Below are 23,011 nucleotides of genomic sequence, written 5' to 3'. Positions count from 1 at the left end.
CGAGTCGCAGAAACTGCATCCGGCGCATCTCGTCGAACGACGGAACGTCTTGTGTGTTGGACACATCCGGCGTCGTCACTTCTCCCCTTCATCCCTATACGTTCGAGCGGTCGTTTTCGACGACACGTTGCGCGTGCCGTTACAAATTTTTTTCGCAGTGCCCTTACGGAGATACCCGTACGACGGACGTGGGAACGTCACGTGCACCGATGCACGCATCCGTCGATGCAGGTCACGCGATGCGCGCGACGATGCGCGATCGTCATTCGTGCGCGCCGCCTGTCACATTTTTCAGCCGCGAAAACGACGACGCCCGCATGTCGCGGGCGTCGTTCGTCACCAAATGGGGAGAGATGCGCGGCAAGCGCGAATCAGAAGGTTTCCCAGTCGTCCGAGCCAGCGCTAACGGCAGTCTGTGCCGGCGCCGCAGAAGCAGCGACGGGCTTGCGCACCGGCGCCGCTGCGGCCGCGCGTTTCGGCGGCGCATCGCGATCGTCGCGCGCAGCAGCCTGGACGGGCGCGGCAACCGCTGCGGCGGGCGCACGCGGCGCGTGACGCACCGCAACCGGTGCGGCGCCGCCGGAACGTGACGTGTCGTCGTCGAGCTGGAACACCGCTGCCGTTTCACGCAGGCGTCCGGCCTGTTCGTCGAGCGATTGCGCGGCGGCCGCGGCTTCCTCGACGAGCGCCGCATTCTGCTGCGTGACCTCGTCCATCTGCGCGACCGCGCGCGCCACCTGGTCGATCCCGCCACTCTGTTCCTCGGACGCCGCCGCGATCTCGCCCATGATGTCGGTCACGCGTTGCACCGCACCGATCACGTCGCTCATCGTGCGCCCTGCTTCATCGACCAGCGTGGAACCCGACCGGATGCGCTCCACCGATGCGTCGATCAGCACCTTGATCTCCTTGGCCGCGGTCGACGAACGCTGGGCCAGACTGCGCACCTCGCCCGCGACGACCGCGAAACCGCGGCCTTCTTCGCCGGCCCGCGCGGCTTCGACTGCTGCATTCAGCGCAAGAATGTTGGTCTGGAACGCGATTCCTTCGATGATGGCAATGATGTCCGCGATCTTTGCCGAGCTGTCGTTGATCTCGCCCATCGTGCCGACCACCTGGCGGACCACCGTATTGCCCTTGTTTGCAATCTCCGACGCATTCGCGGCCAGCGAACTCGCCTGGCGTGCATTGTCCGCGTTCTGTTTCACGGTGCCGGTCAGTTGCTCCATGCTCGACGCGGTTTCCTGCAGCGCCGCGGCCTGTTCCTCGGTGCGCGACGACAGGTCGATGTTGCCGGCCGCAATCTGGCGCGCCGCGGTCGCGATCGACTCGCTGCCACCGCGCACGGTGCGCACCGTGTCGACGAGCCCGCGCTGCATCTTGCCGAGGCCCTCGAGAAGCTGGCCCATCTCGTCATGCCGGTCCACGACGATCGGCCGGCGCAGGTCGCCCGCGGCAATGGCGTCGAAATGCGCGAGCGCGTCGGCAATCGGGCGGCCGATCGCGCGGCTCAGCGTCAGCCACGACACGACCGCGGCGCCAAAGCCGGCCAACAACGCGACGATCGCCAGCACGCGCAGCGTGTCGTACGTCGATTCCGCGTGATCGAAGCCGGCTTGCGCATCGGTGAACTGGAAGTTGCGCAGCGCCTCGCTCGCCATCGCGAGGTCGTTGTAGCGCACCTGGAGCTGCTTCGCGCCTTCGCCGATCCGGTCGGCCTGATTCGCCCCGATCACGCTCGCGAACGCGTCACACTCGTGCTGCAGTGCCTGCCGCTTTGCGGCGACGTCCTGGGCGAGCCGGTCTTCCTCCGGCCCGCGCGGCAACGCGAGGTACTTCTGCCACCACGTATCGGACTGCGCGCGCATCGCGCGGCTGCGTTCGACGGCGGCCGCCGCGTCCGGCGAGCCGGCCAGGAGCGCCGCGCGGTCGAGCGCCAGGCGTTCGCGCGCAGCGTAGATCTCGGCCACCGAAACGTCGACCGCGCTCGGCATCTGGTTCGTGAAAATATCGCGCGTCGTATCGTTCGCGCGCGTCATCCCGTACACGCCGAGCCCGCCGATCACACCCAGGAGCACCGCCAGAAACGCCATCGTGAAACCGATGCGCGCACGAATCGTCAGGTTTTTGAACACCATCATCCTTCCTGTGTTGCGTCGTGATGGACGGGACAGGCCCGTCGCTTCGAAGCATTGCTTCGCTCGGTGCATTTACGACCATGCGCCGCACAACTTGATGGTGTTTCCGCTATTTTTTCGAATTATTCGTCTGTTTATTACAAATAGCTGAATGAAAATGCGCGCTTCAGCATGTCCTGCAAGCCAGGCAATAGGAGGTTCCCGGCTGCCGGCGAGCGTCGCGGATCCGCCGCCGGCCGTCGTTTGCGACGAGCCGGCCGCGATGCGTGATCCAGCCCTATCAGGCCAGTTCGGCAAGCGTGGGAATCGACGGTTGCGCGCCCGCGCGCGTGACCGACAGTGCCGCTGCGCGTTGCGCGAAGCGGATGGCCGTGTCGACGTCCGCGCCCGCCGCGAGCCGCGCGGAAAAGCCGCCGATGAAGGTATCGCCGGCCGCCGTCGTGTCGACGGCCTGCACGGCCGGCGCCGGATAATGCCGTGCCGCGCCATCGGCCGTCAGCGCAAGCACGCCGCGCGCGCCCAGCGTCACCAGCACGTTGCGTGCTCCGCCGGCCTGCAGCACGCGCGCGGCGGCTTCTGCCTCCACCGGGTCGCGCACCGGCAGCGCGGTCAGCGCGGCCGCCTCGACCTCGTTCGGGATCAGGTAATCCACGAGCGGCAGCCAGCCGGCCGGCAGCGGTGCGACGGCCGGGGCCGGATTGAGCACCACCGTGCGGCCGAGCCGACGCCCGGCCGACAGCGCCGCGAACACCGCGTCCGGCGGCGTCTCGAGCTGGCAGATCAGCACATCGGCCGACGCCAGTGCGGCCTCGTGCCGTGCGATCGTCTCGGTCGTGACCTCGCCGTTGCCGCCCGCGACGATCACGATCGCGTTCTGGCTCGCATCGTCGACGACGATCAGCGCAACGCCGGTCGATGCCGACGCGCTCGTCGCGAGCCCCGCACAGTCGATTCCCTCGGCTTCGAGGCCCGTGCGCAACGCCGCGCCGTGCGCATCCGCGCCGACACAGCCGATCATCGCGACCCGCGCACCGAGCCGTGCGGCCGCGACGGCCTGATTGCCGCCCTTGCCGCCCGCCGCCTGCGCGAACGCATGGCCGGCGAGCGTTTCGCCCGGCAGCGGCAAACGCGGCGCGCGCACGACGAGATCCATGTTGAGGCTGCCGACCACCGTCACGCGGCCGGCGCCTGCTGCGGGCGCGGTCATGCGCGACCGCCCGATGCCGGCGGTTCGCGGTAGATCGCCGTCGATTCACGCAGCACGAGGCGCGGCGACACGACGCGGCGACGGCTCGGCACGGCGGTCGATCCGCCGCCGATCCGCTCGATCAGCGTCTGCGCGGCCATTTCGCCGAGGGCGCGCACCGACTGGCCGACCGTCGACAGTGCCGGATACGTGTAGCGGGAGAATTCGATGTCGTCGAACCCGATGATCGAACAATCGTCGGGCACGCGCATGCCGCGCTCGGCCGCCGCGCGCAGCGCGCCGACGCCCATCAGGTCGTTGCCCGCGAAGATCGCGCTCGGCCGCACCGATTCGAACAGCCGCGACGCGGCGTGATAACCGCCGAGGCACGAAAAGTCGCTTTCCGCGATCGCGCCCGGCACGATGTCGACGCCGCGTTCGGCCATCGCGCGGATGAAGCCGTGCACGCGCATCGCGCTGACCGCCGTGTCGGTCGGCCCCGTGATGCAGCCGATCTTCGCGTGCCCGAGTTCGAGCAGATGGCGCGTCGCCAGGTATGCGCCGCGCTCGTGGTCGATCTGCACGAGGTCGGCCGCCAGCCCCTCGATGTTGCGGTCGACGACGACGAGCGGCGCATGGATGTCCGCGAGCGTCTGCGCGAGCACCGCGTCTTCGCCCGCCGATGCAACGATCAGCCCGTCGATGCGCTTTTCCTGCAGCACGCGCAGGTAGTTGCGCTGCTTCACGGGATCGTCATCCGAGTTGCAGAAGAACACGCAATAGCCGTTGGCCGCGCACTGATCCTCGATGCCGCGCGCAAGCTCCGCGAAGTACGGATTCGTGCTGTTCGGCACGACGAGGCCGATGGTCGCCGTCGCACGCGCCTTCAGCGAGCGTGCCACCGCCGACGGCACGTAATTCAGCTCGCGGATTGCACCCTCGACCTTCGCACGCACGTCCGCGGACACTGGCCTCGAATTGTTCACCACGTGCGAGACGGTCGTAAACGACACGCCCGCCATGGCTGCCACATCCTTGATCGTCGCCATTTCCCGTTTCTCTCTGGTCTGTTCTGTCTGTCGTTCTACCGCACGCGCGTGCGCCGGCTGCGATACGTATCGAGCACGACCGCCACCACGATCACCGCGCCGGTGATGATCCGTTTCGTCGGCTCGTTCGCGCCGATCTGCGCCAGCCCCGCGGCCAGCACGGAGATGATCAACACGCCGAAGAACGTGCTGATCACCGAGCCGCGCCCGCCCATCAGGCTCGTGCCGCCAATCACGACGGCGGCGATCACCTGCAGTTCGAGGCCGACGCCCGCATTCGGGTCGGCCGCTTCGAGCCGCGAAATCTGGAACAGCGACGCAAGCCCTGCGAGCGCGCCCATCAACGCGAATACGAGGATTTTATACGGCCTCGGGTTAACCCCTGCAAGTCGGACGGCTTCTTCGTTCGTGCCGATCCCGACGAGATAGCGTCCGAACACGGTGCGCGTCAGTACGAACTGCGCCGCGATCATTACCGCGACCGCGATCAGGAACGCCGGCGAAATGCCGAGCGCGATCGGGTTCGACAGGAAATCGAACGCGTCGCCGATGTAGGCCGTGCGCGAATTCGTCAGCTGGTACGCGAGGCCGCGCGCGGCCTCCAGTACACCGAGCGACACGATGAACGACGGGATCCGCCAGCCGACCGTGACCGCGCCCGTCAGCGCGCCCGTGACGGTCGCGACCGCGATGCCGATCAGCGCGGCCGGCAGCGGCCCCCACTGCCATTTCAGTGCGGCGACGCTGACCATCGACGCGGCGAGCGCGAGCACCGAGCCGACCGACAGGTCGATCCCGGCGATGATCAGCACGAAGGTCATCCCGACCGACATGACGACGAGATCGGGAATCTGGTTCGCGATCGTACTGAACGTATCGTAGGTCAGGAAATGCGAGCTCAGCGTCGAAAACAGCACGATCATCGCGGCGAGCGCGCCGGCGAGCCCGAGGTAGTTCGACAGGCCGAGCCGCGTGCCGGACAGCGTGCGCGCGCGGCGCCCGGTCACGTCCTGCTGCGCGCCTGCGTCGGTCGGGGTTACGGGAGGCTGGGTCATTGCTGTCGTCCTGTCGTCGAAGTACCCGGGGCGGCGCCTGGCGCCTGCCCTGCGTCCGGATGCTGCGCGCCGCCCGGCGGCGCGTCGCGGCCGAAGCCGGCGAACGCCGCCGCCAGCAGCGCATCCTGGGTCCAGTTGCCGCGCTCGAACACGGCGGTCATGCGGCCGGCCGACATCACGCCGATCCGGTCGCAGATCAGCATCAGCTCGCGCAAGTCGCTCGACACGACGACAAGCGCGCGGCCTTCGCGCGCGAGCGCGCCCATCAAAGTGTAGATCTCGAACTTTGCGCCGACGTCGATCCCGCGCGTCGGCTCGTCGAACAGCAGCACGCCCATGTCGCGCGCGAGCCATCGTCCGATCACGACCTTCTGCTGGTTGCCGCCCGACAGCTCGCCGACCACCTGCGTCGCGCCGTGCGTGCGGATCCGTAGCGCGTCGATCTGCTGTTCGGCGAGCGCCGTTTCGCGCGCGCCGTCGACGATCCCGCCGCGCGCGAGCCGGTCGAGCTGGCCGAGCGACACGTTCGCGGTGATCGACTGCGTCAGTAGCAGCCCCTCACCCTTGCGATCCTCGGTGATCAGCGCGATGCCGTGCTTCACCGCCTCGACGGGCGAGGCGATCCGCGTCGGCTTCGGCGGCTGGCCGACCGCGATCGTCCCCGCGTCCGGCGCATCCGCGCCGTAGATCAGCCGCAGCAGTTCGGTACGCCCCGCGCCGATCAACCCCGAGATGCCGAAGATCTCGCCCGCGCGCACCTCGAGCGACACGTCGCGCACCGCCGCCCCGCGGGTGAGGCCCGACACGACGAGCCGCGGCGCGCCGATATGGCGCTCGCCGAGATCGATGTGCTCGCCGATCTCGCGCCCGACCATCAGCGTGACGAGCCCGTCGGACGTCGTCGTCGCCATGTCGCCCGCATGCACGAGCCGGCCATCGCGCAGCACCGCGACACGCTCGGCGACACGCGCGAGTTCCTCGAGCCGGTGCGAGATGTAGATGATCGCGACGCCGCGCGCCTTCAGCCGGTCGATCTGTTCGAACAACAGCTCGACTTCACGCGCGGTCAGCATCGCGGTCGGTTCGTCGAGAATCAGCACGCGGCAGTCGCCGATCAGGTTGCGTGCGATCTCGACCATCTGCTGGTGGCCGATGCCGAGCGCGCCCACCGGCGTATCGGGATCGACCGTGTCGAGCCCGACCTGCGCCATCGCGGCCCGCGCATCGTCGCGCAGCCGCGCGCGATCGATGATCCCGAAACGCCGCGGCAGGCGGTTCAGGAACAGGTTCTCGGCGACCGTCAGTGTGGGCAGCAGGTTCAACTCCTGCATCACCATGCGCACGCCGAGCGCCTCGGCCTGCGACCGGCTCGCCGGCGCATAAGGCTGGCCGCCGAGTTGCATCGTGCCGGCGGTCGGCTCGACGAGCCCGCCGATGATCTTCGACAGCGTGCTCTTGCCGGCGCCGTTCTCACCCGTCAACGCAAGCGCGTGGCCCGGCTCGAGCGTCAGCGTGACGTCGGCGAGCACGGGTTCGGCATAGGTCTTGCCGATGCCGGATACGGACAGCACGGGAGTGGCTGCGCGGGAGGGTTGGAAAGTCGGGTCCATCGCGATCCTGGTTGCGGCCGCGCGCACGCGGCGCGCGGGTGGGACGCTCACAAGTGCATGTGCATGCAGTGGCCGTGATCGCGCTCACCCCGGATAACGGCCGCCGCGCCGAATTCTTGAGGACGGCGGCCGCATCGGGGGCCGCGTCACTTCGTCACGAGATCCACCGGCGTCTCGACCACGCCCGACAAGTCGGCCTGCTTGCGATGCTCCGCGATCGCCTTGAGCGCCGTGTCGATACCGAACACGGCCTGCTTCGCTGCGTACTGATCGGCGGTCGCGAGCACGCGGCCGTCCTTCAGCATCGGCTTGATCGCGTTGATGTTGTCGTAGCCGACCACGAGCACCTTGCCCTGCTTGCCGGCTGCGCGCACGGCCGACACGGCGCCGATCGCCATGTTGTCGTTACCGCACAGCAGCGCCTTCAGGTTCGGGTATTCGTTGAGCATCGCGGCAGCGACCGCATTGCCCTTGTCGATCTCCCATTCGCCGGATTGCACCGACACGACCTTCATCCCGCCCGCCTTCATCGCGTCCTGGAAACCGGCCGTGCGCTGCTGCGCGTTCGTCGTCGTCGACACGCCTTCGACGATACCGACCTGGTCGCCCGCCTTCAGCCGCTTCGCGAGGTAATCACCGATCTTGCGCGCGCCCTTGCGGTTGTCCGGACCGACGAACGGCACGTTCAGGTTCTTCGACTTCAGCACATCGGGATCGAGCCGGTTGTCGATGTTCACGACGATGATGCCCGCGTCGACGGCCTTCTTCACGACCGGCACGAGCGCCTTCGAATCAGCCGGCGCGAGCACGATCGCGTCGACCTTCGACACGATCATCTGCTCGACGATGCGGATCTGGTTCGCCGTGTCGGTCTCGTCCTTGATGCCGTTGGTGATCAGGTCGAACTGGCTCGCGTTGTGTTTCTGGTATTCCTTCGCGCCCGTTTCCATCGTCAGGAAGAACTCGTTGGCGAGCGACTTCATCACGAGCGCGACCTTCGGCTTGGCCGTAGACTGCGCGTGGACGGCCGGTGCGGCAGCGACCGCGACGGCGGCAAGCGCGGCGGTCAGGAAGCGACGGCGAAAGCGGACATTCATACTCATCTCCTGGCGACTGGCCCTGAGGGCCGGACTATTGTTTGACTGTTGTTTTAATGCGAGCAAACGTTTGCGCTACACTACCCGGGCAATGGCCATCGATGCTGCTGTCGGTACCGCGAAATGGAGGCGAGGCAGACGGCCGACTGCCTGACGCGTGCTGTCGATTACACGCCACCGCCGGCGGGACGCCGGCGGAGTGAAGGTATGCTGTACCGATTCGTGCCGGCGCGCAACCTGTCTGATCAATATTTAAGGGTTTATTCGGAGCCCGTGTCACGCCGGGTCCTGCGGCGCCGGCTCGTCTTCGCCGGCTGACGGCGGCTCGCCGAAGCGGTTTGCATGCGGCGTGCCGGCGATGAACCCATTCATCACGAACAACGCAAGCGCGCCGACGATCGGTACGAACAGCAACAGCATCCACCATCCCGCCTTGTCGATGTCGTGCAGCCGCTTCACGCCGACCGCAATCGACGACCACACCGCGACGACCGCAATGACGACGAGCACCAGCATCGCCAGCAGCGGCATATCCTCTTCCGGCGCGCCACGTGAACCCGCATCGAAAATCGCACCGAGCACCGTGGAAGCCAGCGCGTAGATCCACCACGGCAGGCGCCCGATCCGGCCTTCGAAGGAAAAGAGAAACCATTTCAGGTTCATTGTTCACCTCTTCGTCGCGCGTGTTGCGAACTGCGCGATATGTCTCCAAGTGTGCCGGGACCGGCAATTCGCGTGCATTGTTTGGTGAAGGTGGACGGCCTGCCGGATGCGCCTTTTGCGCTTCGCCCCGGCGTTGCTCATTGCGCCACCGGCGCATCCGGAACGTGACGCGGGGCCACGCGAACCTGCGTCAGCCGGCATTCACATGCATTGAATCATATCTGCAGCGATACGGATCGTCCGGTATGGATGACGGCCGCCGCCGAAACGAGGCGTTCAAGCGCGCCTGCTTGTTCTTGCCGTTGTGCCGGCAAGCGAATACATGTCGTTCGCCGGGTGCGGCGAAGAATTGGACGGAAAACCGCGCTGGCGATCGATGATTCCGTGAGTCGAACAACCAAGGCGGCGGCAGATCGCCTGCCGCCGCCCGATACATGACAACCCACGCAAGTACGTCGTGCCATCCGCGGTGATAGCGTGGATGGCGCACGACGCGCTGCCGTCAAACGGCTTCGCGCAACATCCCCGCGATTTCCGCTTCGTTCAGGTGCGGCGCGAACATCTCGATCAGCCGGTACGCATACGCGCGCAGGAACGCGCCCTTGCGCAGCCCGACCCGTGTCGTGCTCGCCTCGAACAGGTGCTGCGTATCGAGCGCGACGAGCCCCGTGTCACGCTGCGGATCGTAAGCCATCGCCGCGACGACGCCGATCCCCATTCCGAGCTCGACATAGGTCTTGATCACGTCCGCGTCGATCGCGGTCAGCACGACGTCGGGCACGGCACCCGCCGCCGTGAACGCCTGGTCGATGTGCGAGCGGCCCGTGAAGTCCTGGTCGTACGTGATGATCGGATACTCGGCGATTTCCTCGAGCGTGAGGTTCTCGCGGCCGACGAGCGGATGGCCCTTCGGCACGACGACCGTGTGGTGCCACGAATAGCACGGGAACGTGACGATGTCCGGATAGCGGTCGAGCGCCTCGGTCGAGATGCCGAGATCGGCCTCGCCGTTCAGGATCATCTGCGCGATCTGCTGCGGGCTGCCCTGGCGCAGCGCGAGATGCACTTTCGGGAACACGTCGGTGAACTGCCGGATCACCTTCGGCAGCGCGTAACGCGCCTGCGTGTGTGTCGTCGCGACGACGAGGTGGCCGCTGTCCTGATCCGCGAACTGGCGTGCAACGCGGCGCAGGTTCTCGGCGTCGAGCAGCATCCGCTCGATCAGCTGGTGCACGGCCTTGCCGGGCTCCGTGAGCCCCGTCAGCCGCTTGCCGCGCCGGATGAAGATGTCGACGCCCAGCTCATCCTCGAGATCCTTGATCTGCTTCGACACGCCCGACTGCGACGTGTACAGCACGTTCGCGACTTCCGTCAGGTTCATGTTCTGGCGCACCGCTTCGCGCACGAACCGCAATTGCTGAAAATTCATGGGTATGCCTCTTAGGCTGTCGTTGTTTGATTGTCGAATCGGAGCAATTTCCGCCCCCTGCCCTGCATTCTTGCGTTAACGCGCGGGAAACACCCTCACGGCGCGCGGCACGGCGGTCGCACCATCGCCGACCTGCAGCGACAGCGCACGCCACGCATCGCGATCGAGTTCCGCCTCGAGCGCCCCGCCCGCACGCGCCTCGAGTTCCACGCGCACCGACCCGCCGAGCGGAATCACGCGGCGCACGTCCACCGCGATGCCGTCGCGGTGCCCTTCGCCAATCGGCCACAGCTGCAGGTCGTGCGGGCGCACATAGGCATTCGCGGGGCCTGCGAAATCGGCATCGATCTCGATCGGCGCGGCCGCGCCCTCGGCGACGAAGCCACGCCCGGCGACGGTGCCCGGCAGCCGGTTGGCCGCGCCGAGGAACTCGTAGACGAACGCGCTCTGCGGATGATCGTAGACGTCCTGCGGGCTGCCGACCTGCTCGACATGGCCGCGGTTCAGCACGACGATGCGGTCCGCGACTTCCAGCGCCTCCTCCTGGTCGTGCGTGACGAAGATCGTCGAGATGTGCAGGTCGTCGTGCAGGCGACGCAGCCAGCCGCGCAACTCCTTGCGGACCTTCGCGTCGAGCGCGCCGAACGGCTCGTCGAGCAGCAGCACCTTCGGCTCGACCGCGAGTGCGCGAGCGAGCGCGATGCGCTGGCGCTGGCCGCCCGACAGCTCGGACGGATAGCGCTGCGCGAGCCAGTCGAGCTGCACGAGCTTCAGCAACTCGTGCACCTTGTCGCGGATCGCGCTTTCCGACGGTCGCTCGCGACGCGGCTTCACGCGCAGCCCGAACGCGACGTTCTCGAAGACCGTCATGTGGCGGAACAATGCGTAGTGCTGGAACACGAAACCGACCTGGCGATCCCGCGCGCCGACCGACGCGACGTCGAGCCCCTGCAGCACGACCTGGCCGGCGTCCGCGTGCTCGAGGCCGGCGATCACGCGCAGCAGCGTGGTCTTGCCGCAGCCGGACGGCCCCAGCAGCGCGACCAGCTCGCCGGGCGGGAAGTCGAGCGATACGTTGTCGAGCGCCGTGAAATCGCCGAAGCGCTTCTGAAGGTTACGGACGGTGATACCCATTCTGGTTGCCTCTTTACGATTTCGACGACACGGCGGCGACGGGGCCGGCATGTGCGGGAACGGTGTCGCGCGCGCCGGCCAGTTCGGCGGCGAGATGGCGCTCGGCGAGCAGCTTCAGCGCGAGCGTGACGAGCGCGAGCAGCGCCAGCACCGACGCCACCGCGAACGCCGCCGCGAAGTTGTATTCGTTGTACAGGATCTCGACGTGCAGCGGCATCGTGTCGGTCTGGCCGCGGATGTGGCCGGATACGACCGACACCGCGCCGAACTCGCCCATCGCGCGCGCATTGCACAGGATCACGCCGTACAGCAGCCCCCACTTCACGTTCGGCAGCGTCACGCGGCGGAAGATCTGCCAGCCGGATGCACCGAGCACGCGCGCGGCTTCTTCCTCGTCCGTGCCTTGTGCCTGCATCAGCGGAATCAGCTCGCGCGCAACGAACGGGAACGTGACGAAGATCGTCGCGAGCACGATGCCCGGCACCGCGAAGATGATCTGCACGTCGTGATCCTGCAGCCATGGCCCGAGCCAGCCCTGCGCGCCGAACAGCAGCACGTACACGAGACCCGAGATCACCGGCGACACCGAGAACGGCAGGTCGATCAGCGTCGTCAGCAGCGCCTTGCCGCGGAATTCGAATTTCGCGATCGCCCACGATGCGCACACGCCGAACACGAGGTTCAGCGGCACGGCGATCGCAGCGACGGTCAGCGTCAGCTTGATCGCCGACCACGCGTCGGGGTCGGCCAGCGATTCGAGATAGAAGCCGACGCCCTTTCTCAGCGCCTCGACGAACACCGCGGCGAGCGGCACGACGAGGAAGAACGCGAGGAACGCCAGCGCGATGCCCGTGAGCAGCCAGCGCACGACGCGCGACTCGCTGACGGGGTCGAGCCGCTTCGCGGCGCGCCCTTGCGCGGCCGACGACGGAGTTTTCAGCACGATGGCCTCCTGGCTCATTGCTGGCCTCCTGCCGCAACGGCGGTGACGGTGACGGTGGCGGGCGCGGGGCCGCTTGCGCCCTTGCTCGTCCTGCGCTGCAGATACCACTGCAGCGTGTTGATCAGCAGCAGCATCAGGAACGACACGACGAGCATCACGACCGCGAGCGCGGTCGCGCCCGCGTAGTCGTACTGCTCGAGCTTCGTGATGATCAGCAGCGACGTGATCTCGGATTTCATCGGCACGTTGCCGGCGATGAAGATCACCGACCCGTATTCCCCGAGCGCGCGCGCGAACGCGAGTGCGAACCCGGTGAGGAGCGCCGGCAGCACGGCCGGCAGCACGACGCGGCGGAACGTCAGCCAGCGCGACGCGCCGAGGCACGCGGCGGCCTCTTCCTGCTCGCGCTCGAAATCCTCGAGCACCGGCTGCACCGTGCGCACGACGAACGGCAGCCCGATGAAGGTCAGCGCGACCAGCACGCCGGCCGGCGTGAACGCGATCTTGATGCCGAGCGGCGCGAGATACTGGCCGACCCAGCCGTTGGTCGCGTAAACGGCCGCGAGCGAAATGCCGGCGACCGACGTCGGCAGCGCGAACGGCAGGTCGACGATCGCATCGACGAGGCGCTTGAACGGGAACGTGTAGCGCACGAGCACCCACGCGACGAGAAAGCCGAACACGGCGTTGATCAGCGCGCCGCCGAGCGCGGAAGAGAACGTCAGCCGGTACGACGCGAGCACGCGCGGCGACGTGACGGCGGTGACGAACTGGTCCCACGACAGCGTCGCGGTCTTCAGGAACGTGGCGGCGAGCGGTATCAGCACCACGAGGCTCAAATAGGCCACCGTGATGCCTAGCGTCACGCCGAAACCGGGCAGCGCGCTCGGCTTGCGAAAGGTGTACGTCGTCATCGGATGCTCTTGCTGGGTCGATGCTGCTCATGGGTCCGACGCAAACGCCGGCGCAGTGAATCGCGCCGGCGGACCGTCGGGGATGCGGCGCGCTATCGTGGCGCGCCGCTGTCGTTATGGCGTTACTGCGGCTTGTAGATCGAATCGAACACGCCGCCGTCCGCGAAATGCGTCTTCTGCGCATTCGTCCAGCCGCCGAAGGTATCGTCGACCGTGTACAGCTTCAGCTTCGGGAACTGCTTCGTCAGCTCCGCCGGCACATTCTTCGAACGCGGCCGGTAGTAGTTGCGCGCCGCGATCTCCTGGCCCTGCGGGCTGTACAGGAAGTTCAGGTATGCATCGGCCAGCTTGCGCGTGCCCTTCTTGTCGACCACCTTGTCGACCACCGCGACGGGCGGCTCGGCCAGGATGCTCACCGACGGCACGACGATCTCGAACTTGTCGGTACCGAACTCCTTGACCGACAGGAATGCCTCGTTTTCCCATGCGATCAGCACGTCGCCGATCCCGCGCTGCACGAAGCTCGTGGTCGCGCCGCGCGCGCCCGAATCGAGCACGCCCGCGTTCTTGTACAGCTTCGTGACGAATTCCTTCGCCGTCTGCTCGTTGCCGCCCGGCTTGTGCACCGCGTATGCCCATGCGGCCAGGTAGTTCCAGCGCGCGCCGCCCGACGTCTTCGGATTCGGCGTGACGATCGAGATGCCCGGCTTGGTCAGGTCGTCCCAGTCCTTGATCCCCTTCGGATTGCCCTTGCGCACCAGGAACACGATCGTCGAGGTGTACGGCGACGCGTTGTCGGGCAGCCGCTTCTGCCAGTCCTTGCTGACGAGGCCCTTGTTCGCGAGCGCGTCGATGTCGTACGCCAGCGCCAGCGTCACGACGTCGGCCTGGAGGCCGTCGAGCACCGAGCGCGCCTGCGCGCCCGAGCCGCCATGCGACTGCTTGAAGTTGACGGTCTCGCCCGTCTTCGCCTTCCACTCCTTGCCGAACGCCTGGTTGAAGTCCTGATACAGCTCGCGCGTCGGGTCGTACGACACGTTCAGGAAGGTCGTATCGGCCTGCGCGTGCGTCGCGACGCCCAGCGCCGCCGCCGCGCCCAGCGCGAGTGTTGCGATCAGGCGGCCCACCCCGCCCACCAGCCCCGTGTTGCGCTTGCCCATCCTTGGTTCTCCAGTGTTGTCGGTATTGCGATGTCGGGCCAGTCTAACGAACGGGTTACATGATTAAAAATAATCGTTCCTCATTTTTTAATACTCAAAAGTGCTAACGCAGGCTGGATGGACGGTTGCGGCAGATGAACCGGCGTCCGGGCGTCGCGAAATCGCGCCGGAACCGGCGCGATCGCGTCGAACCTCAAGTAACACTTGAAATTCGCGAACTACTGTATAAAAATACAGCTCACTGTCTATCCATACAGTTGAGCCATGACCAAACTCACCGCCCGTCAGCAGCAAGTGTTCGACTTGATCCGTCGCGCGATCGAGCGCTCCGGATTCCCGCCCACCCGTGCCGAGATCGCGGCCGAACTGGGCTTCAGCTCGCCGAATGCGGCCGAGGAGCACCTGCGCGCGCTGGCGCGCAAGGGTGTGATCGAGCTGGCCGCCGGCGCATCGCGCGGCATCCGCCTGCTCGGCATCGACGATGCCCCGCACCAGTTCACGCTGCCGCACGCCGGCCTGATGCAGCTGTCGCTGCCGCTCGTCGGCCGCGTCGCGGCCGGTAGCCCGATCCTTGCGCAGGAGCACATCTCGCAGCATTACGCGTGCGATCCCGCGCTGTTCTCCAGCAAGCCCGATTACCTGCTGAAAGTGCGCGGCCTGTCGATGCGCGACGCCGGCATCCTCGACGGCGATCTCCTCGCCGTGCAGAAGCGCACGGAAGCGAAGGACGGCCAGATCATCGTTGCGCGTCTCGGCGACGACGTTACGGTCAAGCGCCTGATGCGCCGGCCTGGCGGTCTCGAGCTGATCGCGGAGAACCCGGATTACGAAAACATCTTCGTCAAGGCCGGCAGCGCGGAATTCGCGCTGGAAGGCATCGCCGTCGGGCTGATTCGCTCGGGCGAACTCTGACATTCCGTCTCGCTCAGGAGAACATCATGGAACGCCTTTCCCGTCTGCTGCCTTTCCGTCAATTCGGTCGCCTGCGTCACCTGCGCGGCCGCACGCCCTGCGCACCGCTGTCCGCGGCGGCGCCCGTGCAAGAAGAAGTCGCAGTCGAACGGCAGGCGTCCCTGCTGCCGTCGGCGCTTCCCGCTTTCGCGCGGGTATCGCTGAACGCCGGCCTGAATCACGCCGAACCCGCGCGCCGCGCGCCGGTGCGCGTCTATCACGGCCGTTCGCGCCTGATCATGGTCGGCACGATCGATGCCGTGTGCCGGATGATCGATCGCTGCATCGCGGAGGAACGATCGGCCACGCCAGGCGGTCTCTGATTGCGGAATATCCCCGCACCGGAGGCAACGTGACCGGATCTTCGGGCCGCGCATGGCGGCTCAAGCCCCTGCTGATCGTCGTGCTGGCCGTCGCCATCATTGCGGCGATCGGCTATGGCTACGCGTCGCCATACGTCGCGCTCGGTCGCCTGAAATCGGCGATCGATGCGCGCGATGCGCAGGCCATCAGTGAGTATGTCGATTTCCCGTCGCTGCGCATCAGCCTGAAGCAGCAGGTCACGGAAGAGTTGATGCGCCGGATCGACGCGGTGAAGAAGAACAATCCGTTCGCGGTGATCGGTGCGCTGATCGGGTCGGCACTGATCGGCCCCCTGGTCGATGCGTACGCAACCCCGGAGGGCGTGGCCGCGCTGATGAGCGGATTGCCGCCGCGTGGCAATCCGGGTGAGCGTCCACCTGAATGGTCGAATTTACCGCCAGGCAGCAATGCGCCGGGCAACACGCCGGCCGCCCCCGCAGCCAATCCGGCTCCGGCGAGCGCAACCGCTCCGGGCAGCGACGCGGCCACCACGGCAGCGCCATCGCAATCACCCGCCGCTGCCGCACCGGCAAGCCCGGTCGACGCAACGCATGCGCCGCACCAGCAGCAAACCAGCGCCGGCTACCGGAATATCGATGAATTCGTCGTGACCTACCAGCGCAGTGCCGACGGCACGCGCTATGCGGCAATATTCCACCGCTTCGGCCTGTTCTCGTGGAAGTTGTCCGCGATCGACCTGCACGCTTGACAGGTCTTGAGTGGCCGCGGTCAGCGGCCGCGCCACGAATATGGCACGACGCCTGACCGGCGCGATTCGCCGGTCAGGCAGTCATCGAATCATTGGATTATTTGCCGTTCGCCGTGGCCGCTTCACGCTCACGCGCGATTTCGGCCTTCTGCTCCTGCGCCGACGAACACGCAACCAGAATGCTGCAGTTCACGCGGTCGAGCAGTTGCGTGTTGCCCGACCCCATCCACCATCTCGATAAGCCGCTACGGCACCGATGGCCGACAACGACGAGGTCGACCTTCAGTTCCGCCGCGAGATTCGCGATTTCGTCGATCGGATAGCCGAACGCGAAATGGCCTTCGGCCTGCACGCCGCGCTCGCGCAGCCAGTTCACCCCTTCCTGCAGGATTTCGCGCGCGGTTTCCTCGAACCGGCCGCACGCGACGTCGGTCAGCAAGCCTGCGCTCTGTGCAATGCTCGAGCGCATATCGACAACCGACAGCAAATGCGTCTCGGCCTTCAGATCCATCGCGAGGTTGGCGCCGCAGCGCAGGGCCTTGCGTCCTTCGAGCGTGCCGTCGTAACACAACAGAATCTTGTTGTAGCTAGCCATGAAGCCTCCCTATCGCAACAACGAGCCTACGCATTCATCATGGTGCGCCGCAATTCAGGATGCAAGGGATGGAAAACGCTGATTCGCCCCGCTCGGCTCGTGCGCGATGATGCAGTGCACGATCGGTGCGTACATGCATCGCACCGTGCAGGCATGCCCGGAAGAGACGCAACCAATGCACTAGAATGGCTCGTTCGTACTCCAGCAGGCCAACAGGCGCCGGCGTCGTGCGCTTCGGCCATGCCCGTGCGACACGCAATCGTCCGATCGGTTCGCCAACCGGCCACCCATCCGGCGGCGGAATGCGTCCGCGCCCGCTTACAACGACAACCAACCCATGTCCGATGTACCGATCGATTTCCGGAACGTCGAAAAGCGCTATGGCGACAAGCTCGTCGTGAACGGCCTGTCCTTCACCGTACAGGCCGGCGAGTGCTACGGCCTGCTCGGGCCGAACGGCGCCGGCAAGACCACCACGCTGAAAATGCTGCTCGGCCTCACGCATCCCGATGCAGGCACCATTTCGCTCTGCGGCGAACCGGTTCCATCGCGTGCACGGCATGCGCGCCAGCGTGTCGGGGTCGTCCCGCAGTTCGACAATCTCGACCCCGACTTCACCGTGCGCGAGAACCTGCTCGTGTTCAGCCGCTATTTCGGTATGTCGGCGCAGGCTGCGCACGCGCTCGTGAAGCCGCTGCTCGAATTCGCGAAGCTCGAGAACAAGGCCAATGCGAAGGTAGGCGAGTTGTCGGGCGGCATGAAGCGCCGCCTGACGCTCGCCCGTGCGCTCGTCAACGATCCCGATGTGCTGGTGCTCGACGAGCCGACGACAGGCCTCGACCCGCAGGCGCGTCACCTCATGTGGGAACGGCTGCGCTCGCTGCTCGCACGCGGCAAGACGATCCTGATCACCACGCACTTCATGGAAGAAGCCGAGCGTCTGTGCGACCGCCTGTGCGTGATCGAGGAAGGCCGCAAGATCGCCGAAGGTGCGCCGCACGCACTGATCGAATCGGAGATCGGCTGCGACGTGATCGAGATCTACGGGCCCGATCCAGCCACGCTGCGCGACGAGCTGTCGGCGTTCGCGAAGCGCACCGAGATCAGCGGCGAAACGCTGTTCTGCTACGTGAACGACCCGGAACCGCTCAGTGCGCGGCTCAAGGGCCGCACGGGGTTGCGCTATCTGCATCGCCCGGCCAATCTTGAAGATGTGTTCCTGCGGCTCACGGGCCGCGAAATGCAGGACTGATCGATCATGGATGTCCGCAACTATTCCGCCGCCGCACCGTCGGCCCCCCCGCGCGTGTCACGTTTCGCGATCGCGATGCCCGCGAACGCGACCAACTGGATCGCTGTCTGGCGGCGCAACTATCTCGTCTGGCGCAAGCTCGCGCTCGCGTCGATGTTCGGCAATCTCGCCGATCCGATGATCTATCTGTTCGGGTTGGGGTTCGGGCTCGGCCTGATGCTCGGCCACGTCGACGGCGTGTCGTATATCGCGTTCCTCGCGGCCGGCACGGTCGGGTCGAGCGTGATGATGTCCGCGAGCTTCGAGTCGATGTATTCGGGATTCTCGCGGATGCACGTGCAACGCACGTGGGAAGCAATCATGCATACGCCGCTCGCGCTCGGCGACATCGTGCTCGGCGAGATCGTCTGGGGGGCCAGCAAGGCGATGCTGTCGGGGGCCGCGATCATGCTCGTCGCGGGGGCGCTCGGCTATGCGCGGTTTCCGTCGATGCTCGCGGCGCTGCCCGTGATCGCGCTCGCGGGCCTCGCGTTTGCAAGCATCGCGATGATCGTCACGGCGCTCGCGCCGTCCTACGATTTCTTCATGTTTTATCAGACGCTCGTGCTGACGCCGATGCTGCTGCTGTCGGGCGTGTTCTTCCCGAGCTCGCAGTTGCCGCCGATCGCGCGGCATGCGGCGCAGGCGCTGCCGCTCGCGAATGCCGTCGAGTTGATTCGGCCCGCGATGCTCGGCCGGCCGGCGACCGACGTCGCGCTGCATGTCGCGGTGCTCGCAGGTTACGCGGTCGGCGGATTCCTGCTGTCCGCATGGCTGTTCCGGCGGCGGATGATGCGCTGACGGCCGGCGCACCCGGCGCCGGCTTCATGCGACGACGTTACTCGTCGTCGTCGCTCCACGGGATCTCGACGTCGGTCAGGAACGCGACGGTCGCGAGCGGGCCACCTTCCTGGCGGCCCAGCTTGCCGTCCGCGCGATGCCATTCGACGCGGAACTGCGTGCCCGGATCATCGGCAAGCAGATACACCGAGCGCAGCTCTTCCTTGTCAGCTTCGTCCACCGGGCCATCGAACGACACCAGCATCTTCTGCGGCCACAGGCCGTTGACCGGATCGTAAATGCGATCGCCCTGCGGAATGTCGATGCTGGCTTCGACGCCGATCGTTGCGGAGGCCTCGATGATCATCATGCCGAGTGCGCTCAGCACGGCAGTCGCCCGCGCGGAATTGGCCTGGCGGATCGCGAGATCGCCGCGCGTCAGCGCCTTTTCGAGTCGAGGATGGATCTTCGGTTGGGTCATGCGTTTTCCTGTTTGCTTCTTGTAAATGGCCCCGCACGCGTGAAACGGCGGCGCCGGATGAATACGACGATTGCGCCCGATTGGCGCGCCGCTTGCGCGCGTCAGAACCCGAGCGCAACCGCGAGCAGGCCGCTTGCGATCCCGAACACGACGACGAGGATCGCGACGATGGCCAGCATGTAAGGCTTGAACGAACGCGCGAGCATCGCGAGCGACGGCACGCTGATCGGCGGCAGCGTCATCAGCAGCGCGGCGGCCGGGCCGACGCCCATGCCGAGCGACAGCATCGCCTGGATGATCGGCACCTCGCCGGCCGTCGGGATCACGAACAGCATGCCCGCGACCGCGAATGCGACGATCCAGCCGAGATGATTGCCGATGTCCGGGCCGATATGCGGGAACAGCCACGCACGCGCGGCGCCGAGCAGCAGCACGAGCACGATGTATTCGGGCACGAGCCGCACGGCCATGCGCGCAAGCAGCTTCATCCAGCGGACGAACGGATTGCCGGCCGCGGCCTGCTCGGCCGCCAGCGCGGCGAGCTGTGCATCGTCGATGCTGCGGTCTTCAGGGCGTGCGATGCGGTTCAGCAGATAGCCGATCCCGAACACCATCGCGATGCCGAGCACCAGGCGCAGCGCACTCCAGTGCCAGCCGAGCACGAAGCCCATGAACACCAGCGCCGCCGGGTTCAGCACCGTGTTGCCGAGCCAGAACGCGACCGCGCCGCCCGGCGATGCATGGCGCGCACGCAGCCCCGCGACGACCGGCGCCGCGCAGCACGTGCACATCATGCCGGGCAGCGACAGCAGGCCGCCCGCGGCGACGCTGCCGAAACCGGTGCGGCCGAGCACGCGCGCAACCCAGTGCGCGGGCAGCAGCGCCTGCACGGCCGAACCGAGCAGCAGGCCCAGCACCATCGCCTGCCAGATCGCCTTGCCGTACGCCCACGCGTAATCGAGCGCGGCCTTCAGCGACGGCTCGGGAGCGGCCGCCGACGTGCCCATCAGGATCGACTGGCCGATCGAATGATGCTCGGCGGCAACGAACGCCTTGTTGTAGTACGGGAACCATTTCACATAGAACAGGCCCGCGACCGCGATCAGCAGGAAGGTCATCCAGCCGAGGGTCGGACTGGGTTGGGTACGTGTGGTCGTCATCGTGTGGTCGTCGATTGGTCTTGGTCGGATTCGGATGTCGCGCCCGCGGCAAGCGCGGCCGATGCGGGCAGCCCGGCCTGCGCGAGTGCGGCCAGCAGCGCACGCGCCTGATCGCGCCCGTCGGTGGCGTTGGGCCGGAACGTGAACGTCAGCGCCCGGTTCGGCTTGTTGTACGTCGCGCGATAGGTGCGCGCATAGGCGGGATCGTAATGCTTGTCGATCAGCTCGGTGAACAGCTCCGCCCGCGCGTCCGCATCGATCAGCGCCTTCCAGCGTGTTACCTGTTCGCGGCTATGCAGGCCGATCAGCCGATCGAGCTGCGCCTTGAAGGTGTCCGGTTCGTCGAACAGGTGCGCATAATCGTCGAGGAGGAATGCGATGCGCTCGTCGTGCGCCGCGTCGACATGCACCCACGGCCCTGCGTGAAACGCTTCGATCAACGCGATCGGCAACTGCACGAGCCCGATCCTGCGGCTTTCCGATTCGACGAACACCGGCCATTCGGGGTCGAAACGCCCGAGTGTTTCGACGAGCCCGGAGTCGAACCCCTTCTGCGCCGGCTGCGGCTTGCCCGGAAGCGCGCCGAGCAGCGAGCCGCGATGGCACGCAAGCGCCTCGAGGTCGAGCGTCTGCGCGCCGACGTCGCGCAATGCGTTCAGCAGGCGCGTCTTGCCGCAGCCCGTATGGCCGACGAGCGCGATGTAGCGAAAGCGCGTCGGCAGCGAGTCGAGCGTCGCGCACACCGACTGGCGGTACGACTTGTAGCCGCCGTCGAGCTGGCGCGCTTTCCAGCCGATCAGGTTGAACCAGGTCGTCATCGAGCCCGAGCGCTTGCCACCGCGCCAGCAGTAGATCAGCGGCCGCCAGTTGCGCGGCCGGTCGGCGAACGTCGTATCCAGATGCCGTGCGATGTTGCGCGCGACGATCGCCGCGCCGACCCGGGTCGCCTCGTATGGCGACACCTGCCGGTACATCGTGCCGATGAGCACGCGCTCCTCATTGCTGAGTACGGGCGCGTTCAGCGCGCCAGGGATATGATCCTCGGCGAACTCGAGCGGCGTGCGCACGTCGATGATCTCGTCGAACTCACCGGCGTGATCGAGGGTGACAAGCAGGTTCTTCAATTTGGCGTCGAACAGGGGCGATGCGGCTCGATGAGTCGCATGGGCGCGGAAGGCGGATTGACGATTATCTCACGGGCCGGCGTCTCGGGCCGCGCGCGGCGGTCGGCGGCGCCGAGGCGGCCTGCATCGCATCGATCAGATGGTCGCGGAACGCACGAACCGACGCGGGTAGATCGCGCCCCGCCATCGTCTGCACCTGGATGCTGCGCTCGCGCAGCTGCGGGTTCGTCACGGGCACGACGACGAAGCCGTCCGCGGCGCAGCGATCGCGCACCGACAGCAGCCCCGTAAACATCACCGCGCCCGTGCGCCGTGCGTAGCCGTACATCGCCGCCGTGTTGTTGCTCGTCAGTTCGGGCTCGAGCAGCAGCCCGTCGAGCGCGCACGCGATGTCGATCAGTTGGCGCACCGTCGTGCCGGCCTCGGGCAGCACGTGCGGATGACGCGCGACCTCGGCGAGCGACACCGCTTCCCGCGTCGCGAGCGGATGGTCGTGCCGCACCAGCGCGAAGATCGGCGCGCGCTCGGTGTGCTCGACACGCACGCCCTTCTCCGGCGCGAGGCTGAAGCTCAGCGCGATGTCCACGTCGCCGTCGCGCACTCGCCGCGTCGCGTCCGCCGGCGACACCACCCACACGGAGAAATCGACGCCCGGATGGCGCGCCTTGAAACTGGCGAGCGTGCCGGGCAGGAAATCGATCGCGAACCCTTCCGAGCACGCGATCTTCAGCAGGCTGCCGTGCAGCGCATCGAGCCCGCCGATGTCCTTCATCACGTGCTCGGCCTCGAGCAGGCTGCGCTGCGCGAACGCCAGGAGCCGCTCGCCGGCCTCCGACAGCGCCATCCCGCGCGGCCGGCGCTCGAACAGCGGTGCGCCAAGCTCGCTCTCCAGTTTCGCGATCTGGCGGCTGATCGCCGATACGGCCACGTGCAGCCGCGCGGACGCGTCACTGATCGAGCCGGTGCGCGCCACTTCGACGAAATACCGCAACGCCAGGCCATGCAGGAAAGCCGCCATCGTTCTGTCTCCGCCCGGCTGCCGGCCGCGCTGCCTTGCCTTTTCGGCAAAGAAAGGTTCGAAATTCGATCATTGTGACAAAAAAAACGGCTTTCTAGAATCGATCGCACCTCACGCTGCAGGCACGATCCGGCGCGTGCAGCGAACCCGACCGAGGAGCA

General features: G+C 66.8%; 22 protein-coding genes. 5 read left to right on the top strand and 17 right to left on the bottom strand.

Annotated features, from left to right (window positions below; translation table 11 throughout):
- Window positions 1-371 precede the first annotated feature (371 nt).
- The 12 genes from LGN17_RS29910 to LGN17_RS29855 form a co-directional block, all read right to left on the bottom strand.
- Window positions 372-2,138: a methyl-accepting chemotaxis protein gene (locus LGN17_RS29910; protein ID WP_226200662.1), complete on the bottom strand. Its 1,767-nt coding sequence runs from the start codon at window positions 2,136-2,138 to the stop codon at window positions 372-374.
- Between the two features lie 280 nt (window positions 2,139-2,418).
- Window positions 2,419-3,345 (bottom strand): ribokinase, encoded by a 927-nt coding sequence (rbsK, locus tag LGN17_RS29905; protein WP_226200661.1) that lies wholly within the window; start codon window positions 3,343-3,345, stop codon window positions 2,419-2,421.
- Window positions 3,342-4,373: a LacI family DNA-binding transcriptional regulator gene (locus tag LGN17_RS29900; protein WP_011351902.1), complete on the bottom strand. Its 1,032-nt coding sequence runs from the start codon at window positions 4,371-4,373 to the stop codon at window positions 3,342-3,344. Before LGN17_RS29900 ends, rbsK begins: the two co-directional genes overlap by 4 nt.
- A 35-nt stretch (window positions 4,374-4,408) precedes the next feature.
- Complete coding sequence (locus LGN17_RS29895; protein ID WP_175004679.1) at window positions 4,409-5,428, bottom strand: ABC transporter permease; 1,020 nt, start codon at window positions 5,426-5,428, stop codon at window positions 4,409-4,411.
- On the bottom strand, window positions 5,425-7,038 hold the full coding sequence (locus LGN17_RS29890) for a sugar ABC transporter ATP-binding protein (RefSeq protein WP_226200660.1): 1,614 nt from the start codon (window positions 7,036-7,038) through the stop codon (window positions 5,425-5,427). The genes LGN17_RS29895 and LGN17_RS29890 overlap by 4 nt, the downstream gene beginning before the upstream one ends.
- 146 nt (window positions 7,039-7,184) lie before the next feature.
- Window positions 7,185-8,135, bottom strand: coding sequence for a sugar ABC transporter substrate-binding protein (locus LGN17_RS29885; RefSeq protein ID WP_226200659.1), 951 nt, complete (start codon window positions 8,133-8,135; stop codon window positions 7,185-7,187).
- A 276-nt stretch (window positions 8,136-8,411) separates the two neighbouring features.
- Complete coding sequence (locus tag LGN17_RS29880) at window positions 8,412-8,798, bottom strand: DUF805 domain-containing protein (protein WP_226200658.1); 387 nt, start codon at window positions 8,796-8,798, stop codon at window positions 8,412-8,414.
- A 502-nt stretch (window positions 8,799-9,300) separates the two neighbouring features.
- Complete coding sequence (locus LGN17_RS29875; protein WP_175955462.1) at window positions 9,301-10,227, bottom strand: CysB family HTH-type transcriptional regulator; 927 nt, start codon at window positions 10,225-10,227, stop codon at window positions 9,301-9,303.
- A gap of 75 nt (window positions 10,228-10,302) precedes the next feature.
- A complete protein-coding gene (locus LGN17_RS29870; RefSeq protein ID WP_175970070.1) occupies window positions 10,303-11,361 on the bottom strand; it encodes a sulfate/molybdate ABC transporter ATP-binding protein in 1,059 nt (352 codons plus the stop codon).
- A gap of 13 nt (window positions 11,362-11,374) precedes the next feature.
- Window positions 11,375-12,322: a sulfate ABC transporter permease subunit CysW gene (cysW, locus tag LGN17_RS29865; protein WP_226200657.1), complete on the bottom strand. Its 948-nt coding sequence runs from the start codon at window positions 12,320-12,322 to the stop codon at window positions 11,375-11,377.
- Window positions 12,319-13,218 carry a sulfate ABC transporter permease subunit CysT gene (gene cysT, locus LGN17_RS29860; RefSeq protein ID WP_226200656.1) on the bottom strand — a complete coding sequence of 300 codons (900 nt, stop codon included), beginning with the start codon at window positions 13,216-13,218 and terminating at the stop codon, window positions 12,319-12,321. Before cysT ends, cysW begins: the two co-directional genes overlap by 4 nt.
- Before the next feature lie 122 nt (window positions 13,219-13,340).
- Window positions 13,341-14,378: a sulfate ABC transporter substrate-binding protein gene (locus tag LGN17_RS29855; protein ID WP_069256599.1), complete on the bottom strand. Its 1,038-nt coding sequence runs from the start codon at window positions 14,376-14,378 to the stop codon at window positions 13,341-13,343.
- A gap of 264 nt (window positions 14,379-14,642) precedes the next feature.
- Between LGN17_RS29855 and lexA the strand changes: the two genes are divergently transcribed.
- Genes lexA through LGN17_RS29840 form a run of 3 tightly spaced genes read left to right on the top strand, consistent with a single transcriptional unit; the run spans window position 14,643 to window position 16,401 of the window.
- Window positions 14,643-15,290 (top strand): transcriptional repressor LexA, encoded by a 648-nt coding sequence (gene lexA / locus LGN17_RS29850; protein ID WP_009689103.1) that lies wholly within the window; start codon window positions 14,643-14,645, stop codon window positions 15,288-15,290.
- Window positions 15,291-15,316: 26 nt separating this feature from the next.
- On the top strand, window positions 15,317-15,652 hold the full coding sequence (locus LGN17_RS29845; protein ID WP_043182727.1) for a hypothetical protein: 336 nt from the start codon (window positions 15,317-15,319) through the stop codon (window positions 15,650-15,652).
- A 29-nt stretch (window positions 15,653-15,681) separates the two neighbouring features.
- Window positions 15,682-16,401, top strand: a complete 720-nt coding sequence (locus tag LGN17_RS29840) for a DUF2939 domain-containing protein (RefSeq protein ID WP_226200760.1) — start codon at window positions 15,682-15,684, stop codon at window positions 16,399-16,401.
- A 97-nt stretch (window positions 16,402-16,498) separates the two neighbouring features.
- Here the strand turns inward: LGN17_RS29840 and LGN17_RS29835 are convergent, their stop codons facing one another.
- Window positions 16,499-16,996: a universal stress protein gene (locus LGN17_RS29835; RefSeq protein WP_175955466.1), complete on the bottom strand. Its 498-nt coding sequence runs from the start codon at window positions 16,994-16,996 to the stop codon at window positions 16,499-16,501.
- A 337-nt stretch (window positions 16,997-17,333) separates the two neighbouring features.
- Here LGN17_RS29835 and nodI point away from each other — a divergent pair, with 337 nt between their 5' ends.
- Entirely contained in the window at window positions 17,334-18,248 is a 915-nt protein-coding gene (nodI, locus tag LGN17_RS29830) for a nodulation factor ABC transporter ATP-binding protein NodI (protein WP_226200655.1), read from the top strand.
- Window positions 18,249-18,254: 6 nt separating this feature from the next.
- Window positions 18,255-19,088: an ABC transporter permease gene (locus LGN17_RS29825; RefSeq protein WP_226200654.1), complete on the top strand. Its 834-nt coding sequence runs from the start codon at window positions 18,255-18,257 to the stop codon at window positions 19,086-19,088.
- 37 nt (window positions 19,089-19,125) lie between these two features.
- Here LGN17_RS29825 and LGN17_RS29820 read toward each other — a convergent pair whose 3' ends face one another.
- From LGN17_RS29820 to LGN17_RS29805, 4 genes are all read right to left on the bottom strand, one after another.
- Window positions 19,126-19,548 carry a hypothetical protein gene (locus LGN17_RS29820; protein ID WP_175955471.1) on the bottom strand — a complete coding sequence of 141 codons (423 nt, stop codon included), beginning with the start codon at window positions 19,546-19,548 and terminating at the stop codon, window positions 19,126-19,128.
- A 101-nt stretch (window positions 19,549-19,649) separates the two neighbouring features.
- Window positions 19,650-20,708 carry a permease gene (locus tag LGN17_RS29815; protein WP_175955473.1) on the bottom strand — a complete coding sequence of 353 codons (1,059 nt, stop codon included), beginning with the start codon at window positions 20,706-20,708 and terminating at the stop codon, window positions 19,650-19,652.
- Window positions 20,705-21,832, bottom strand: a complete 1,128-nt coding sequence (gene mnmH / locus LGN17_RS29810) for a tRNA 2-selenouridine(34) synthase MnmH (RefSeq protein ID WP_226200653.1) — start codon at window positions 21,830-21,832, stop codon at window positions 20,705-20,707. Before mnmH ends, LGN17_RS29815 begins: the two co-directional genes overlap by 4 nt.
- A 64-nt stretch (window positions 21,833-21,896) precedes the next feature.
- On the bottom strand, window positions 21,897-22,850 hold the full coding sequence (locus LGN17_RS29805) for a LysR family transcriptional regulator (RefSeq protein WP_226200652.1): 954 nt from the start codon (window positions 22,848-22,850) through the stop codon (window positions 21,897-21,899).
- Between the last annotated feature and the right edge of the window lie 161 nt (window positions 22,851-23,011).

The sequence above is a fragment of the Burkholderia sp. AU30280 genome, from assembly GCF_020420125.1.
Lineage (GTDB): Bacteria > Pseudomonadota > Gammaproteobacteria > Burkholderiales > Burkholderiaceae > Burkholderia.
The sequence above is the reverse complement of the archived record's forward strand: the minus strand, read 5'-3'. Positions and strand labels throughout refer to the sequence as shown.